Below are 15,762 nucleotides of genomic sequence, written 5' to 3'. Positions count from 1 at the left end.
CCTCTTTTTTTTATAACAGTTCAAAATTCGAAACTGTTTTTTTATTTTCAGATTCTTTGTTTTTAATGCCTGTAAATAAAGGCTCTTGATACCCTCCTGGAAGGCCTTCTTTGGAAAAGACAATTTGCCATAACTGGTTTGAACGAGCACGAAAAGAACCGGCACATGCTAATAAATAATAGCGCCACATACGATAAAAATGTTGGTCATATTGTTCCTTTAAACGCTCCCAATTTTGTTCGAAGCGGTCATGCCAGGCCATTAGGGTGTTGTCATAATAAGCCCCAAAGTTTGCCCAGTTTTCCATAACAAATAATCCTTCTGAAGCTTTACTGATTTGCTCCATAGACGGAATCACACCATTAGGAAATATATATTTATTAATCCAGGGATCACAGGATTTGGTCGTTTCGTTTCCGCCAATGGTATGTAACAAAAACAAACCATTATCTTGAAGACAATCACGAGCTTTTTGCATGTAAACACGATAATTTCGATAACCTACATGCTCAAACATCCCTAAAGAAACCACACGATCAAATTGTTCATAAATATCCCGATAATCCTGGAAGCGGATTTCAATAGGCAACCCAGAACAATTTTGTCTGGCATATTCATACTGTTCTTTGGATATGGTGATCCCCACCACACTGACACCATAATGCTCCACCGCATATTTGGCAAAAGCACCAAAACCACAGCCTATGTCTAATACACGCATCCCCGGTTCGAGTTTTAATTTCTGGCAACTTAATTCCAATTTATTCAATTGTGCCGTATCAAGATCATTGGCATTTTTCCAATAACCGCAGGTGTAATTCATACGGCTATCCAGCATGGATTTAAATAGTTCATTGCCTAAATCATAGTGTCTTCGACCTACTTCCAGGGCTCGTTTTTTAGATTGATGATTAATTAATTTGAGCCAAATTAATTTTGGCCATAACCATTTGTTGGCTTTGACTTTTTGATCCAGTTGCGCCCGCAGAATACGGGTAAAGAATTGGTCGAGGCTTTGACAATCCCACCATCCATCCATGTAGGTCTCGCCTAGTGCTAAAGAACCCTCATTAAAAATACGTTGGTAAAATTCTTCATTATTAATTTGAATATCCCAAGGTTCATTCCCGTTGGGCGTAATACCAGCCAAATGCAACAGATCTGTTGTAATTTTCTTAATTTGCTGATTCATGAGTAGACTCATCCGTTTGTACTACACAATTCAAAAACTTTAAGCTGAGTAATTGTTATTGCTTTCGATTACTTAACCTATCCTGTAAAAAAATAAATACCTCAAACAACAAAAGTATTAATACAATATATTTTCCATACATTAGCACTGTCTGTACTATAAATTTGTTACCCACATGTTGTTTGTATAAGGCAAAAGAAAATGAATAATACATTCCTAAAGTAAAAATTCGGGTCCATTGAGAAAGATTATAAACAAATATGCCATCAATAAAACCTGCAATTTTTACTCGATGGTACATTTTAATGAAACTCATTCCCTCAACAAGAAATAATAAACTGGTTGCAAGAATCCAAGTATTAAGAATTACCCTATCATCAAGAGCGTGAGTCGCTGTACTGGCCAATCCCGAGATGGACAGGGCGCCATGAATGATACTGTTCCCATTACTCCAACCTAACAGCAAACGTTTCTTTGAGCATGAAAGCAAATACTTCCCAACAATCATGATCCCAATGGCATAGAAAAAATAACCCAAAATTATTAATACCTGGCTTATTAAAATCGGCATTACTGATGCAAACAAAGAATGGGTAAGCAACGCTAATGCTTGCGTACTCACAGTAAGAAGTAAAATATTACCCGTATGTATTTTTATTTTTTTAAAAAAAATGCGCTGTAAATTGATTAATGAAATAACGAGATAAATCGGCCAAAAAAATAACGCGCAAAAGGCACACAGCCAAATAACCAAATCCCAGGAGGGAAATTCTTGTAAAAATAAGAGTGTTAAAACTGAAGAACCGGCTACCCACGTCCCGATACCAAATTGATTTATTGCGCTGGTAGTAAACAAATTAAATTGCCCTGCCATAGAACATTTTACAAAAAAGCATATTAAATAAAGCTCTATAACCAACAACTCCAGGATAATCAGTCGTTTAACCAAAGGGGTTACCAATTGAAATTGCGGCAACACATCAAAAGTGGCAATCCCAATAGCCATGACAATGCTACCGGCAGAGGTCTGGCAACAGACGCTATTCTTATAAAAGTGATGCACCAAAGCGGAGACTAAAAATAAAATCAAGAGATACAGAACTGAATAATATTCCATAAAGTGATGATCTCAGAGAGGACCCAGTTAAAGTCGTATTCCATTCATTCTACACATTTCAACTTATAAGAAAACTCCCTGGCGTGCAAATTGCATGTGGATACAAAGCTACCTTTTAATTTTTGTAGTTCGCTTTTTCCTATCGACCTAATTTTAAGATAGCGCGCCTTAAATTTTTTAGTGAGGATAAAATTATGCCCCTAACCAGTGCATTAAATGGATTAAGCAGTATCAGCGCTCTTAGCCTTTCACAACCTGAAGCCATCGCAGGTTTAGTAGCTCTTGGGATAGTAGGTACAGGAGCAGTCATTGCAATTGCTCATAAAAAATGGGAGCACTATGAAGAAAAAAAACATAGAGATGAAATTGAAGACATCAATCGACGCCATAAACATTTCTTGGAAAAAATTGAAGTTCCTGGTTATGGAGTTATTCAAGGCTTCCCACCCATTTTCAAATTTACCCTTGAAAATGACATCAAATCAGTAGATTCCCTGCACTATACAGTGGATGATATTAAGGAAATAGGCAGAAAACTCCCACAAGTACCCACTGAATTATCCTCATACAGACAATCCATTCTCCATGCCATCTTAAAATTAAAAGAGTATTATTTAAGTCGAGATAATCATAATGATACTACCGCAGGTGTTCTTTCCTATTTACTCAATATTTTACAAAACAGATGCTTAAGCTTCGAGGGCTATGATTTTGATTCTGCATATCTTAGCGCGCTGACCGACTTTATTGATGATTATGCATCTAAAGAAGGACGGGAAAATAGCCAGCATTTTAAACGTTTACAACCAGTATATACCTACTTATTGGATGCCAAACAACACTTGGACAAACATAAAGAGTCACTGTCATTACGCGAATTAGTCAATGAACTTAGAGAAACCTGCCTTGATGACAGTAATCGATTGTTACGACTCTTAGTAAAAATGGTGGTGCCCGAGAAAGAAAAGGATTTAGCAGATACAGTAGCCCTTGATGAGCTGGAAAATAATATGGTCCGTAGAGAGTATATTAAATCTGAAGTATGGGGGGCAGTACTTAGTAAATTTCATGAAATCAATTTACCGGAAGCTGTATTTAAAGACTGGATCATCGGCTTGGCTGCATACTATCTCAAATCCTTAAGGCCATGTTCCATTTTGAAAGAAAAAAAAGTCATATCACCCGCCGATCTTTTTGCGTTCACCGATTGGGCACAAACCATTCAGCAGCAACCAAGCAAAACATCAAAAGACAAGGCACGGTTAGACAAAGAGTTAAAAGCAATATTGCGGGTATTTAGTGACTCACGCAATTTTATTAACACCAAAAGAGTGGGGCCTGAAAAAGATCCCGAATTTGTGGTGGTTAATGAAGATCACGAGTTGCTGGAGCGAACTGTCATTATGGCAAATTTTGCCCACTTAATTCACGCCATTATTTCCTTACAAGCATTTTGCTCTCACTTATTACACAGCATAGAACAATTGGGAGCAATTTATATTAATGATCCGCAGCATTTTACTGAAATTTTTACGGTACTCGACAATTTATGTAGGGTTGTTGAAGCCGACCTGCAACACGTCAAAGAATCGTTCGTCGCGATCTCTAAAGCCAACAAAAATACCATGCGCCTTGCAAAAGAAGGATTATTTCCCAAAGAAATTATCATGGTTCTCGACTCAGTAGAACACATGCTACTGAAGCTTGGCACGCAAGTTAAAGAATATAAAAATCGTCACTCTGAACCATCAGAATCTGCAACTAGGACAGCGGTTTATGAGATGCTTGCCGTCGCTCAGTTTTTCGAAAAAATGTATACCCTACCTCAAACCATTGCACAAACGATAAATCCAGCTATGGACGCTAAAAATAAAATTGCAGACACGCCAATCAAAGTCACTGCCCCAAGGAAGTCATTATTAAAAGAAACCATCGCTAAAGATGAATTATTGGACATCAACCGAAAAGAAAGGATTTTAAATGATCTGGATCAGCAAATAAGACAGCAGATTGATGCGATGCAAAAAGAGCAGCCATCCGATTTTAACCGAGCCAAATATCAAAAAATCAGTTATTCCTTAAGGATCTTGAAAATTAAATCCATGGCGATGTTACAAGAAAAGTCAACAGACGACGAACGGGTAGATAAAGCGAATAAAACCTACACGTTAGTTCTCTCTTTATATCAAACAACCCTTGAATTTTTGATGCTTCCTCAACAAATGCGAACAGAACAGTCTGGTACGTTTATCCAAAAAATTCAGGATGAATTAAACAATCATGAAAACAGGGCATTCATTGATAAACATCGAGATCCCCTCCCTAAATTCATAGCACAACATTTTGGTTTTTTTCATACGGATACTCGCAATAAATTATCTGTATTGCAGCAAGCTTACGAAGGGTTGCACATTCAATCTGCATAGGCGCATTAAAGGATCCGGATAATTACCAAACCGGATCCTTTCAAATAATAAAGGCTTTATGTCTGAAGGTTTTTCAGGCTTTATTAATTACAACGCGCAGTGCTTGCAACTTTAAAGCGGTACTATGAATGTATCCCTCACTTTCGAGAAGCTGCTTTTTATAATAAGCAATTTCATCCTCACGTATCGAAGGGTTGAGACTTTTTAATGCTTCAAGTCGATTTATTTCATGAGTCACACTTTGTTTCATCTCTATCGTTGCCTGCTCTATGATCTCCTGAAGTTGCGCTTCCGCAACTTTTTTACTTTGCGCTAATATGCGTTCCAGATCTGTTCGGATTTGCTGAATAATTGGATAGCCTAAATGACGTTTTACAGGCTCACACATTTGATTTAATTGTTTGTAATCCAATATTTTCGACAGATTCTTTCCCGATACATCCATAAGCACCCGAATAGGAGTAAGAGGCAGAAAGCGATCCAATTGCAATTTTTTAGGTGCAGCACAATTTGCTGTAAAAAAGGACTCCAAAAACAAGGTTCCAGGTTTAATACTTTTTATAGAAATCGTCGCTAACGCGGCATTTCCCAACTCGGAGTCCAAAGTCATTTCCATACATTCATTGACCATGGGATGCTCCCAGCTTAGAAACTCAACATCTTCTCGCACAAGTGCTTTAGAACGAGAATAAGTCACCGTAACGCCATCTTCTTTTAATCCTGGAAAATGACTTGTTTTCATATGATCCGTAGGACGCAATATTTCCGTACTTTCAGAATGGTACTCATGATCAATACCGTATTCCTGAAATACTTGAGCCATATAATTTTCTAGCTCCAAACAATTTTCTTCTGCCTCAATAGCGGCAATCAAGGCCTCTGCTTGGGAGGTATTACAGGAATTTAATTCCAACAACCGATCGCGGCCTTCGTGAAGTGCTTGATTAATTTGTTCGGCACGAGTTTTCGTTTCTGCAATCAACTGCTCCAATTCGTGTGGGGGGGGGGCTACTGTATCGAGAATGGGTAATAATCGATCTTCAAATTCTTCATAAAGAGTAAAACCCACCGAGCAGCTCTTGGTGAATAAGTTAAATCCCTCTTGATACCAGCGAAATAATTTCTCTTGCACCGTGTTCATGAGATAAGGGACATGAATTTCAATTGTATGTCGCTGGCCAATTCGATCGAGCCGTCCAATGCGCTGCTCTAATAAATCTGGATTTAAAGGTAAATCAAACAATACTAAGTGATGAGCAAATTGAAAGTTTCGGCCCTCACTACCTATTTCGGAACAAATCAGCGTCTGGGCCCCGTTTTCCAGTTCAGCAAAATAAGCTGCAGCACGATCTCGTTCAATAATTGATAATCCCTCATGGAACGAAGTGCTGCGAAGACCTACTTTTAATTTTAAATACTGGTCTAAAGCAATTGCTGTATTGGCCTTAGCACAAATAACAAGAACTTTGTGGGGATGTAATTCATTAATTTTATTCGCTAACCACTTCACTCGAGGGTCATTTTCCAGCCATATTGCTTTATCCAAAAGTTGTTCAGGATAAAGCTTACGCTGGCCTTTTTGTTCATCCATTGCGGAATAAATCGTAGGACACTCCAAAGGATAGGCATGCACTTGACGCTCAGGAAACCCTTGAATCGCAGCCCGCGTATTGCGAAATAAGACTCGTCCTGTCCCATGCCGATCCAACAAGTCTTTAATGAGCTGACTAACACTCAAACCGGTTATGTCCCCTAGATAAGTTTCTAATTGCGACTTAAGCGTTATTGGCAAGACATCCGTCGCCTGTTCCCCGTAGGTCATCAACTCTTGCACCAGCCTGTTGATGTGCTGATACCCTTCTTCTTCTTTTTTGAAGGTAGGAAAATCATAAAATCGTGATGGATCAAGCAATCTCAAGCGGGCAAAATGACTGGCAATTCCCGCTTGTTCTGGTGTCGCAGTCAAAAGCAATAAGCCTGTACTTTGTTTTGCTAATTCCTCAATGCATTCATACTCAGGACTTTTTTCTTCCTCAGACCAATGTAAATGATGTGCCTCATCAACAACGAGCAAATCCCAGTGGCTAGTCAACGCTTGCTGGCGAGCTTGTTCATTTTCCATCAGAAAATCCAGGCTGCACAAAACCAATTGTTCGTTTTCAAAAAGATTCTCTTGGGTTGTACCAATATGCATCCCTTCTTCTTCATCTAACTCATATAAAAGTTCATAGCGCTCCGCATCAATGATCGAAAAATATAAATTAAATCGGCGAATCATTTCGACAAGCCATTGATGAATCAACGTTTGGGGAACCACAATCAATACCCGGCTGGCGCGACCCGTACCTAATTGATAATGAAGAATCATGCCGGCTTCTATAGTCTTACCCAACCCTACTTCATCAGCCAACAACACCCGCGGTGCATAGCGTTGTGCCACCTCATTGGCAATATAAACCTGATGTTTCAGATGACTGGTTCTTGAACCCAATAATCCTCTAACACTAGACTGTTGTAATCTACTGACATGATGCAGGGTATCTATCCTTAATTTAAAGGTGCTTAACTTATCCAACAAACCACTAAATAATCTTTGTTCTGGAGTGTTTAATTTGATAAAACAGTCTAAAGAAAGCTCGCTAATTTGTAGTTCATTGCCCGCCTCATCTTCTCCAGTATAAAATAACAATCCCTGACGCTCTTCCACTTGAGAAATCTGTATTTTCTGTTGGTTTGCGGTAGTGACTTCGTCACCCACTTTATAAATAATACGACTTAAGGGAGCACTGTCGGTGGAATAAATACGCTCTTCATCCGCAGCAGGGAAGCTCACGCTCACCTGCCGACCATTCAAATCAATAATGATACCCAAACCAAGTTGGGTTTCGGTGTTGCTTATCCAGCGTTGGCCAATACGATACGTCATAAAAATCATCTTTTGAGTTAAGTGTGAGTAAAATAATCAAAAAACCAAATAAACTCAACTTGACTTGTATTCTTTTTTTAAATAGGATGACCCGATTTTAATCAAACTCAAGGGGTTTATTTATGGAATCTAAATTTGTTAAAGAACCAGAACGTTCAAGAAAATCAGGACAACGCGATTACCGGGAGCCCTATGAGGAAGAGGAAAAAGAATTAACTGAAGAATCGTATCAATATTACAGCTCGTCTGCTAAACGCTCATCACGTCAACCACTATCTCTTGGCCGTGAAAAAGGCGTATTGGATTTATTGATAGGAAATCCTGAAGAAAAACAAGTTGCAATCAATGCAATTAAAGATAAGCTACAAGAAGGATATGGATTTGTACAACAAACTGTACCTGGATTTTTTACTCCGTTTGGAAAGAAAAAAGCATTAGCGGAGCAACTTGGACTGAGTACTAAATCAGATATCGCAACTACAGTCACAGCACCAATTCATGGGCCTATAGTGTTTGCTCTTGCTGCTGGAGCTGCAGCCATAGCTGCCGCATGCGCTGCACTTTATGCACTTGGAAAATTGGTTATTGCTGCAGGTTTTGGATTACATAGTCTACGTGCAGGCAAAGAAGAGGCAATAGAAACGGCTCAAGATAACCTTAGAGCTTCTGCAAAAGCTGGAATTATTGCAGCTGCCTGTACTGTAATTGCTGTTGCTGCATCCATAGTAACCGCTGTTATAGCTCCTATCGCATTGCTGTATCTTCTTAGCCGTACCGGCGCCACTGCTGTTGCCGAAATTGCTAAGTGTACCGCCTCTTCTGAGGAAAGCCCTGAATATAGATCTGTTACAATGTAAAATGTACTTTATTAAGTTGGGCTCCCAAGCCCAACTTTTCTTAAAGATACATGAATTTTTTATATTTATATATAATCACTTAATTGAGGCATCAGCCTATTATTAACTCCAGGGAATAAATTTTTCTTGTTTTTTTAAGATATTCTGGTTAAAAATAGTAGTTACAGGAAGATTATTCAACAGAAAGGAATTCACATGGCTACCAACGAAGAAGAAACTCGACAACTTATTGATCTGGATGCAGTAGAAGAAAGGGAGCTTGATACCGTACAAGAGCCAGAGCAAGATAAAGAATCAACCATACTCGCAGTCGAAGAAACAGCATCTAAAGAAATAAAAGAGAAGTTAAAAAATCTTAACAATACCGATCAAGACAAACTTGTAAAAATCACTATTACCAAAGAAATATTTGAGCAAATCAAAAAAAGTCTGCAAGATACCATCAAAAGCATGGAAAAAAATCCGAGTATGTTCTCGCGAGCTGCGGAATACTGGGGTGAACTACCGCTTTGGCAAAAGATTATTGGTGGAGTCGCATTAACGGTTCCCACCCTAATCATGGGCATTGTCGCACATATTGGCTTTCTTTTGGCACTTTGTGGGGTCACGGCGGTTACCTATACAGCCGGAGGAATCATCCTTGATGATCATCATAAATGCAGTACCAGTGCTATTGAAAGTTTGCAACAAGGTATTTTAGGCTTAGCCGACCTCCTGCAATTAACCATTAATGCTCTGGATATTATCCGTCAACAATTAGCAGTAGAGATTCAAAAATTTGCCAATGAAAATGTACGGCTCACAGAAAATATTGAAGCGCTAAGCAAGCGCATTGATTTGATTGATAAACAAATCATGGCCACCGTTAAAATTAATGAGGCTTTAGATGGAACTAGAAATGGATTAGTAGAAATTTCTGAAGCCCTCAAAGAGGGGGTGGAACAACAAACCGACTTAATGCAAAAAAATCAGGAAAAGTTAGACCGTATTACAGAGGGATACAAAGCCAGTCAAGAGGAGTTAATGCAAAAAGTTCTGGAAGTGCACAAGGTGAGAGAAGCACTCGGAGCGGATCTTGATAAAGCGCAAGTAATGATCAATACGTTGCAGGCCACCATATCAGAATTAACGGTTGCCGCCATTGGCAAGGAAGAACAACGCCAGGCTTTCCAGGAAAGACTCGATTTATTTCTAACTAATAAAGAAACGAGCTTTGATACCATAGTGACACGCATCTGCGATGCCGAAAGGAAACTGGTGCTGGTGCAACAAGAGCTTGAGAAATCGAATGACCGTTATCAAGAACTTCTTGTGAAACAAGAAAAACTTATAGACACGCTTAAAACACTAAGTACTCCTCCTTCAAATCAGGGCACTCCTCCTACTGATCAACTAACCCCAACAATACCTGTGAGTCAGTTATTGGTTAAGAATGGGTTTTATTCAGAGAAACAAGAAACTGGCAATGGGTTAGATGTGGCAGTGCAAGCAACACAGGTGTTTAACTAATAATAAAATGACCCAAAAAAATCCCCTCTTCCAGGTGGGAGAGGGGCCGGGGTGAGGGTTCTATCTGCCTTATTTTTTTCTCCCTTCCAAAGTCAAATCATATGCATCTAAAGCCGCTTTCACCGCGGTACGCTCACTGATCCGTTGATACCATTTAAGTAAATGAGCAAAACGTTGCGCATCAATAGCCTGTTGATAAAAAATCTGAAAGCAGTAAATCCAGGGCCAAATGGCCATATCGGCAATGGTGTACTCATTACCACCAATATAAGAAAATTGGGTCAGTTGTTTTTCCATAACCCCTAACAAACGCTCACTTTCATCCGCATAACGTTTGAGTGCATAAGGAATTTTTTCATCCATACGATGAAAATGTCCCAATTGACCAAACATCGGACCTATATGAGCTGCTTGAAAAAAGCACCATTCGAGAATAGCGTACTTATTTTGCAGTGAATCCGGTAAAAATCTATGATGCTTTTCTGCAAGATATTGCAATATAGCCACACTTTCAAACAAATAAAAATCGGTTTGCGAGTCATATAAAACCGGAATTTTATTATTCGGGGAAATTTTTAAAAAATCCGGATTAAACTGTTCTCCTTTAGAAATATCGATGGTTTTAATCGAATAGGATTGGGACAGCTCGTGCAGCATAATCGTCGGTTTAATACCATTAGGCGTCCCAAATGAATACAAGGTATACATGCGAAACCTCCTTGTTATAAGCGCTAAAATGAAATTATAGTGTAATTTTTTCCTTCGCGTAAAACCAGTCTGGTTAATCACCAGGATAAAAAGCATACTTTGAAATAAGCAACCAATATCCCGGCTTGAATTATGTAGCGCAGATGGATAATTTTAGTCTATTCTTAGAAATCATGAGCAGCGAAAAGGAATTACCCATGAGCTTCAAAGATAAAGTGGCTATTCTTAATAGTTCCCGCACTCCCTTTGTCAAATCACAAACGAACTATTTAGGAAAATCCAATCAGGATATGTTAGGGGCAGCATTAGCTGATCTTATTAGTAAAACTAAAATTCAAGGTGAGTTATTGGGTGATTTTATTGCAGGCGCAATTATGAATCATCCTTTTGACTGGAATCTGGCCCGCGAAACCGTTTTAGGTAGTGAGTTGTCTCCAGATACTCCCGGATTAACCATACAACGTGCTTGTGGTACGGGTTTAGAAGCAGTCAATTTAATTGCGTTAAAAATTGCTAGCGGCCAAATCGCTGCAGGAATAGGGGGAGGAACGGACACCAATTCGGATATTCCACTAATTGGCCAAAGAAAACTAACTCATTTTTTAATTAAATTTCAACAGGCTAAAGGGGTGAAAGAAAAGTTTAGCCTTTTCAAAGAATTCCGCTTGAGCATGTTAAAACCTCTATTACCGGAAGTCCGCGAACCACGCACTGGTTTGTCTATGGGCGATCATTGTGAATTAATGGTTAAAGAATGGCAAATTAGCCGCCAGGCTCAAGATGAATTGGCTTTTCGCTCACATCAAAATGCGACTCAAGCGTATAATGAAGGGTTTTATGAGGATTTAATCGCCCCCTTTGCTTCTCTAAAGCAAGATACCATTACCCGTAAAGATCCTTCTTTGGAAAAATTGGCGTCCTTAAAACCTGCTTTTGATAAATCTGATAAGGGTAGTTTAACTGCAGGAAACTCAACGCCACTCACTGATGGAGCTTCTGTTGTATTATTAGGCTCTCCTGAATGGGCCAAAAGTCATCAACTAGAACCTCTTGCTTATTTTGTGGACTGCGAAGTGGCTGCAATAGATTTCGTGCATGGTGCAGGATTATTGATGGCGCCAACGATTGCTGTCGCTCGTTTATTGGCAAGAAATCGAATGAGTTTGCAAGATTTTGATTATTATGAAATTCATGAAGCTTTTGCTGGTCAAGTACTGTGTACGTTAAAAGCATGGGAATCTGCTGAATATTGTCAAAAAGTATTACATCTCAAAAAGCCTTTAGGAACTATAGACACACAAAAAATGAACGTAAAAGGAGGGAGTCTTGCCCTTGGCCATCCCTTTGCTGCTACGGGTGGACGTTTGGTGGGTGCCGCCGCCAAAATCCTAGCCAATCAAGGACAAGGACGTATCCTTATCAGTGTTTGCACTGCGGGAGGAATGGGCGTTGCAGCGATTGTTGAACGCTAGTCCCTTCATCCTGAGACAATGAGGAGATCTCCACGACGCAGGGGATCCCTCGCTGGGCTCGATGACAGAAGGTCTCGCACTTTAGGCTAACCTTAATTATTAACTAATGTATAAACACTTGTTTCTGCTTTTTGTATTCTCTCAGCATGAAGATGTTTGGCTTTACTGGCAAAAAAATTATGTGCCAGATAAGCGCTCGCCCCTGTGATTGAAGAAACTGCCTCCGTAACCGCCAAAGGAGGGTTGGGGGTATTTTGGTTTGGTTTAAAGAAAAAACCACCGCCATAGGTAGCCTTTGCAGCCACCTCAACTGTTTTGTTGAGCAAAACATTCATCGTATCAAAATACAGTGGAATGTTGAAACTACTGGTTCCCAAATCGATGTTGATATTAAAAGGCATTGATATGGTTGGACCATTATAATAGGCACCAGCCACATAACGTTCGCCAGAAGGAGGATAGGTGATCTTAGGCACCGTTCTGCTGGAGAAATAAAGTGCCGTCGTGGCAACTGTGGTACTGAGCATCGCCATAGATAGTGCACCAGCAAAAGCTTCTGCACCAACATAACCATACTCTTTCCACTGAGGCTTGGCAATTTGCAATCCATGATTGCGAGCATAATAACGCTGTTCTTCCCTATTTTCCTGCCACTGATTAATCGTTGCGCCTAAAGTTTTTAAGGCAATACCTGATGCCATGCAAATAGTACTGGCTGTTTGCACCATTCCTGAACTAATGTAATCGGTTACATTATAAGCGGTACCATTATTTATATTATTACTGTAAGTCAAAGGAAATGATTCACTAAGACTATAATTTATGTTTGTAAGGTTAACTCCTAAAGTAAAATTACCCGTAGCATTCACTGCGCCATAATAGGACGCACTGACTTCTTCTAAATTAAGCATGTTAGAGACAGCATATGCTGCACCACCCAGAGTACATGCCAAAGTGCCACATACACTCATTGTATCTGCTACTGCATGAACTGTAGTATCAAATGCCCAACTGGTTGTCGACCAAAATCTATCCGTCCAACGCATAACCTACATCCTTTTTTACAATAAAAAAAATGACTTGACCATAATTTTTCATCATGACAAGTCAAAATATCGACACCCTAGCTGTCTTAATTTCTATCAGAACATATCTAAATCAACCGGTCAATAATTTATTTAGATCAGAATTTTATCCATTCGAGGTCATCCCTCGCGCTGCTCGGGTTCCCCCCGCGAAACACAATCTCTCATTGGGTTCTCACTACCCCGCGGAGAGGAGGTGGGTGTAAACATTCTTCTAAAGATGGCGCAAATAAAAATTCATTTCATTGGCACGATTGGTGAAAAGCCAATTTATTCCTCGATTTAATTCGCGATACATGCTGAACTTGGAATCGATCATGCCTACACCAACAATTTGTTTGGCGGCTTGGAGTCTTTTAACAACCTGATTATTCATTAAAAAATAATGTCCCAAAACGCCCCCATAATTCTCTTTTAAACTGATATTGCAAAATTGATGCACATTATTATGCCCTGCTACCAATAACAGTGCATTTTTTGGAAATTGCGATAAGGAGCTAAAAACTGCGGAATCTAAAGTGAGCAAGTGATATTGTTCCCCAGCAGATAATCCATTCAATGCGCGGACTAAAGCTTCCTCATCTTGAAACGGTGCTTTTAATTCGATCAGCAAATGCATGCTGTGTCCATATCTGGCGACAACTTCATTGAGTGTAGGTACTGCTGGGCTCAGGGTTCGTAATTCATTAAAGCTCAGTTGAGCAATTGCTCGATCATGTCCCCACAGACGCTTTAAAGTAGGATCATGATTCACCACGAGCACTTTATCTGCAGTGGCGTGTACATCAAGCTCAATCCCCCAGCACCCCAATTCTTTCGCCAAATCAAATGCCGCTAGCGTATTTTCAATGATACCCTGTGCATGATTATGCGCCCCCCTGTGTGCAATCAAATGTGTGGATTTAACGATCTCCAATGAAGGTTTCTCCCGGGGAAGGAGCGCGAAATAACCATCCACAGTTCGTTCTATTAGATGAAGTAACACAACCACTATCCCTAATCATTTATATTTCAGGCCAATAGAATCTATTGTATTTGGGGGAAAATGAAAAGGCAAAACAGCTGATTTCTCTTTCAATTTGTGTAAAAATAATAGGCTTTTTAATTTATGGTCTGTATATGCCTTTAATTACAACCCACATCGATGATGCTATTCGCGATTTGCTTGCAGGAAAGCCTGTTGCCATACCTACAGAAACGGTCTATGGATTAGCAGCTCCTATTAATAATGAACAAGCAATTAGAGCTGTTTTTGCAATGAAGAACAGACCCTTAAACCATCCTTTAATCGTTCACGTTGCGCAAGATTGGGATCTCAATCAATGGGTCAAAGACATACCAGTCTATGCCCAGCAACTCATTAAAAAATTCTGGCCAGGTCCTTTAACTCTTGTTTTACGTTGCAAACCAGAGCAAATTACTCCATTAATTACGGGAGGTCAGACTACGGTAGCCATCAGATGCCCAGCCCATCCCATAGCCCAGGAGCTATTAAGTAAATTAGGGATCCCGCTGGTTGCTCCCTCAGCAAACCCTTTTGGGAAAGTCAGCCCCACAACGGCACAGCATGTCAGCGAATCATTCCCAAATCAAGAATTAACCATATTGGATGGAGGTCGTTGTACTGTAGGCATTGAATCCACCATCATTGATGCAACTCATGTAGCGAACTACCAAATTTTACGTCATGGACTTATTGATGAAAAAACCATCGCCGAAGTAATTACAATCCCCTCGCTCGACCATGAAAATACGCTGCGGGTTCCTGGAAAATTGGAAAGTCATTACCAACCGCAAAAATTGTTATATTATTTTACCGACTATGAGGCACTTAGCCATTTTTGCCAAAAAAATCCAGATAAAATCTACGTTATTGCCAGCAAACAACCCATAGGAATCCTTGGAGAGCATTTTCATCGATTGAAAGAACATCCTGGACAAGTAGCCTTTGATCTCTATTATCAATTAAGAAATGCAGACACATCCAATGCCCAAGTCATTGCGATCGAGCTTCCTCCGGCAACAGGAGCGTGGCAAGGCGTACGAGAGCGAATCTTAAAAGCAGGAGTCCCCTATTCCAGTTAGTTGAAACATTTTGCGCAAGATTAATCTAAAAAAGCCATTGACAGATCCACAAAATATGAGTAACTTAGCGCCACAATGCCGAGGTGGTGGAATTGGTAGACACGCTAGCTTCAGGTGCTAGTGGGGGCAACTCCGTGGAGGTTCGAGTCCTCTTCTCGGTACCATTAAATCGATTATAAATCCATTTCTAATAGACCCCAATCACGGGAACTTCCAGTAAGCCTGGCTGCTGAAAGCCCTATCTTAATCATGATTCCGCATAAAAATTTTTAAATTCATAGAGGGTTAGCTGATTGCAAGCAACCAAACTACATTTCCGTTATGATGTGTGTTGGTAAGTTAATTTGCTTCAGTTATCATAGACCGACGTGAAAAGGAGGTTGTG

At 39.8% G+C, this 15,762-nt stretch carries 11 protein-coding genes and 1 tRNA gene; 6 read left to right on the top strand and 6 right to left on the bottom strand.

What is annotated here, in order from left to right; genetic code table 11:
* Positions 1–10: 10 nt before the first annotated feature.
* Positions 11–1,192 carry a cyclopropane fatty acyl phospholipid synthase gene (gene cfa / locus OQJ26_RS10025; protein WP_265703696.1) on the bottom strand — a complete coding sequence of 394 codons (1,182 nt, stop codon included), beginning with the start codon at positions 1,190–1,192 and terminating at the stop codon, positions 11–13.
* A gap of 55 nt (positions 1,193–1,247) precedes the next feature.
* Positions 1,248–2,309, bottom strand: coding sequence for a TDT family transporter (locus OQJ26_RS10020; protein WP_265703695.1), 1,062 nt, complete (start codon positions 2,307–2,309; stop codon positions 1,248–1,250).
* A 194-nt stretch (positions 2,310–2,503) separates the two neighbouring features.
* Between OQJ26_RS10020 and OQJ26_RS10015 the strand changes: the two genes are divergently transcribed.
* A complete protein-coding gene (locus tag OQJ26_RS10015) occupies positions 2,504–4,735 on the top strand; it encodes a hypothetical protein (protein ID WP_265703694.1) in 2,232 nt (743 codons plus the stop codon).
* A gap of 73 nt (positions 4,736–4,808) precedes the next feature.
* On the opposite strand, the gene rapA is transcribed toward OQJ26_RS10015, so the two are convergent.
* Entirely contained in the window at positions 4,809–7,661 is a 2,853-nt protein-coding gene (gene rapA, locus OQJ26_RS10010) for an RNA polymerase-associated protein RapA (protein ID WP_265703693.1), read from the bottom strand.
* 122 nt (positions 7,662–7,783) lie between these two features.
* On the opposite strand from rapA, the gene OQJ26_RS10005 reads away from it, so the two are divergent.
* Together OQJ26_RS10005 and OQJ26_RS10000 are read left to right on the top strand one after the other, a co-directional pair.
* Positions 7,784–8,518 carry a hypothetical protein gene (locus OQJ26_RS10005; protein ID WP_265703692.1) on the top strand — a complete coding sequence of 245 codons (735 nt, stop codon included), beginning with the start codon at positions 7,784–7,786 and terminating at the stop codon, positions 8,516–8,518.
* Positions 8,519–8,713: 195 nt separating this feature from the next.
* A complete protein-coding gene (locus OQJ26_RS10000; protein ID WP_265703691.1) occupies positions 8,714–10,027 on the top strand; it encodes a LegC2/C7 family Dot/Icm T4SS effector in 1,314 nt (437 codons plus the stop codon).
* A gap of 69 nt (positions 10,028–10,096) precedes the next feature.
* On the opposite strand, the gene OQJ26_RS09995 is transcribed toward OQJ26_RS10000, so the two are convergent.
* On the bottom strand, positions 10,097–10,735 hold the full coding sequence (locus tag OQJ26_RS09995; RefSeq protein WP_265703690.1) for a glutathione S-transferase N-terminal domain-containing protein: 639 nt from the start codon (positions 10,733–10,735) through the stop codon (positions 10,097–10,099).
* 197 nt (positions 10,736–10,932) lie between these two features.
* Here OQJ26_RS09995 and OQJ26_RS09990 point away from each other — a divergent pair, with 197 nt between their 5' ends.
* Positions 10,933–12,207 carry an acetyl-CoA C-acetyltransferase gene (locus OQJ26_RS09990; RefSeq protein WP_265703689.1) on the top strand — a complete coding sequence of 425 codons (1,275 nt, stop codon included), beginning with the start codon at positions 10,933–10,935 and terminating at the stop codon, positions 12,205–12,207.
* Positions 12,208–12,299: 92 nt separating this feature from the next.
* Here OQJ26_RS09990 and OQJ26_RS09985 read toward each other — a convergent pair whose 3' ends face one another.
* Together OQJ26_RS09985 and OQJ26_RS09980 are read right to left on the bottom strand one after the other, a co-directional pair.
* Complete coding sequence (locus OQJ26_RS09985) at positions 12,300–13,253, bottom strand: hypothetical protein (RefSeq protein WP_265703688.1); 954 nt, start codon at positions 13,251–13,253, stop codon at positions 12,300–12,302.
* A gap of 253 nt (positions 13,254–13,506) precedes the next feature.
* On the bottom strand, positions 13,507–14,277 hold the full coding sequence (locus OQJ26_RS09980; protein ID WP_265703687.1) for a glycerophosphodiester phosphodiesterase: 771 nt from the start codon (positions 14,275–14,277) through the stop codon (positions 13,507–13,509).
* Between the two features lie 134 nt (positions 14,278–14,411).
* Between OQJ26_RS09980 and OQJ26_RS09975 the strand changes: the two genes are divergently transcribed.
* A complete protein-coding gene (locus OQJ26_RS09975; RefSeq protein WP_265703686.1) occupies positions 14,412–15,377 on the top strand; it encodes an L-threonylcarbamoyladenylate synthase in 966 nt (321 codons plus the stop codon).
* Positions 15,378–15,454: 77 nt separating this feature from the next.
* Positions 15,455–15,541: transfer RNA gene (locus OQJ26_RS09970), tRNA-Leu, on the top strand.
* Positions 15,542–15,762: the final 221 nt, after the last annotated feature.

Origin of the sequence: Legionella sheltonii, assembly GCF_026191355.1 — a bacterium.
Lineage (GTDB): Bacteria > Pseudomonadota > Gammaproteobacteria > Legionellales > Legionellaceae > Legionella > Legionella sheltonii.
Note: the sequence above shows the minus strand (reverse complement) of the source record. Positions and strands in the feature narration are given on the sequence as shown.

Bases quoted from the DNA above. Each gene is read 5' to 3' on its own strand.
- OQJ26_RS10005 (WP_265703692.1), top strand. From the start codon at position 7,784: ATGGAATCTAAATTTGTTAAAGAACCAGAACGTTCAAGAAAATCAGGA.
- OQJ26_RS10000 (WP_265703691.1), top strand. From the start codon at position 8,714: ATGGCTACCAACGAAGAAGAAACTCGACAACTTATTGATCTGGATGCA.
- rapA (WP_265703693.1), bottom strand. From the start codon at position 7,661: ATGACGTATCGTATTGGCCAACGCTGGATAAGCAACACCGAAACCCAA.
- cfa (WP_265703696.1), bottom strand. From the start codon at position 1,192: ATGAATCAGCAAATTAAGAAAATTACAACAGATCTGTTGCATTTGGCT.
- OQJ26_RS10020 (WP_265703695.1), bottom strand. From the start codon at position 2,309: ATGGAATATTATTCAGTTCTGTATCTCTTGATTTTATTTTTAGTCTCC.
- OQJ26_RS09985 (WP_265703688.1), bottom strand. From the start codon at position 13,253: ATGCGTTGGACGGATAGATTTTGGTCGACAACCAGTTGGGCATTTGAT.
- OQJ26_RS10015 (WP_265703694.1), top strand. From the start codon at position 2,504: ATGCCCCTAACCAGTGCATTAAATGGATTAAGCAGTATCAGCGCTCTT.
- OQJ26_RS09995 (WP_265703690.1), bottom strand. From the start codon at position 10,735: ATGTATACCTTGTATTCATTTGGGACGCCTAATGGTATTAAACCGACG.
- OQJ26_RS09975 (WP_265703686.1), top strand. From the start codon at position 14,412: ATGCCTTTAATTACAACCCACATCGATGATGCTATTCGCGATTTGCTT.
- OQJ26_RS09990 (WP_265703689.1), top strand. From the start codon at position 10,933: ATGAGCTTCAAAGATAAAGTGGCTATTCTTAATAGTTCCCGCACTCCC.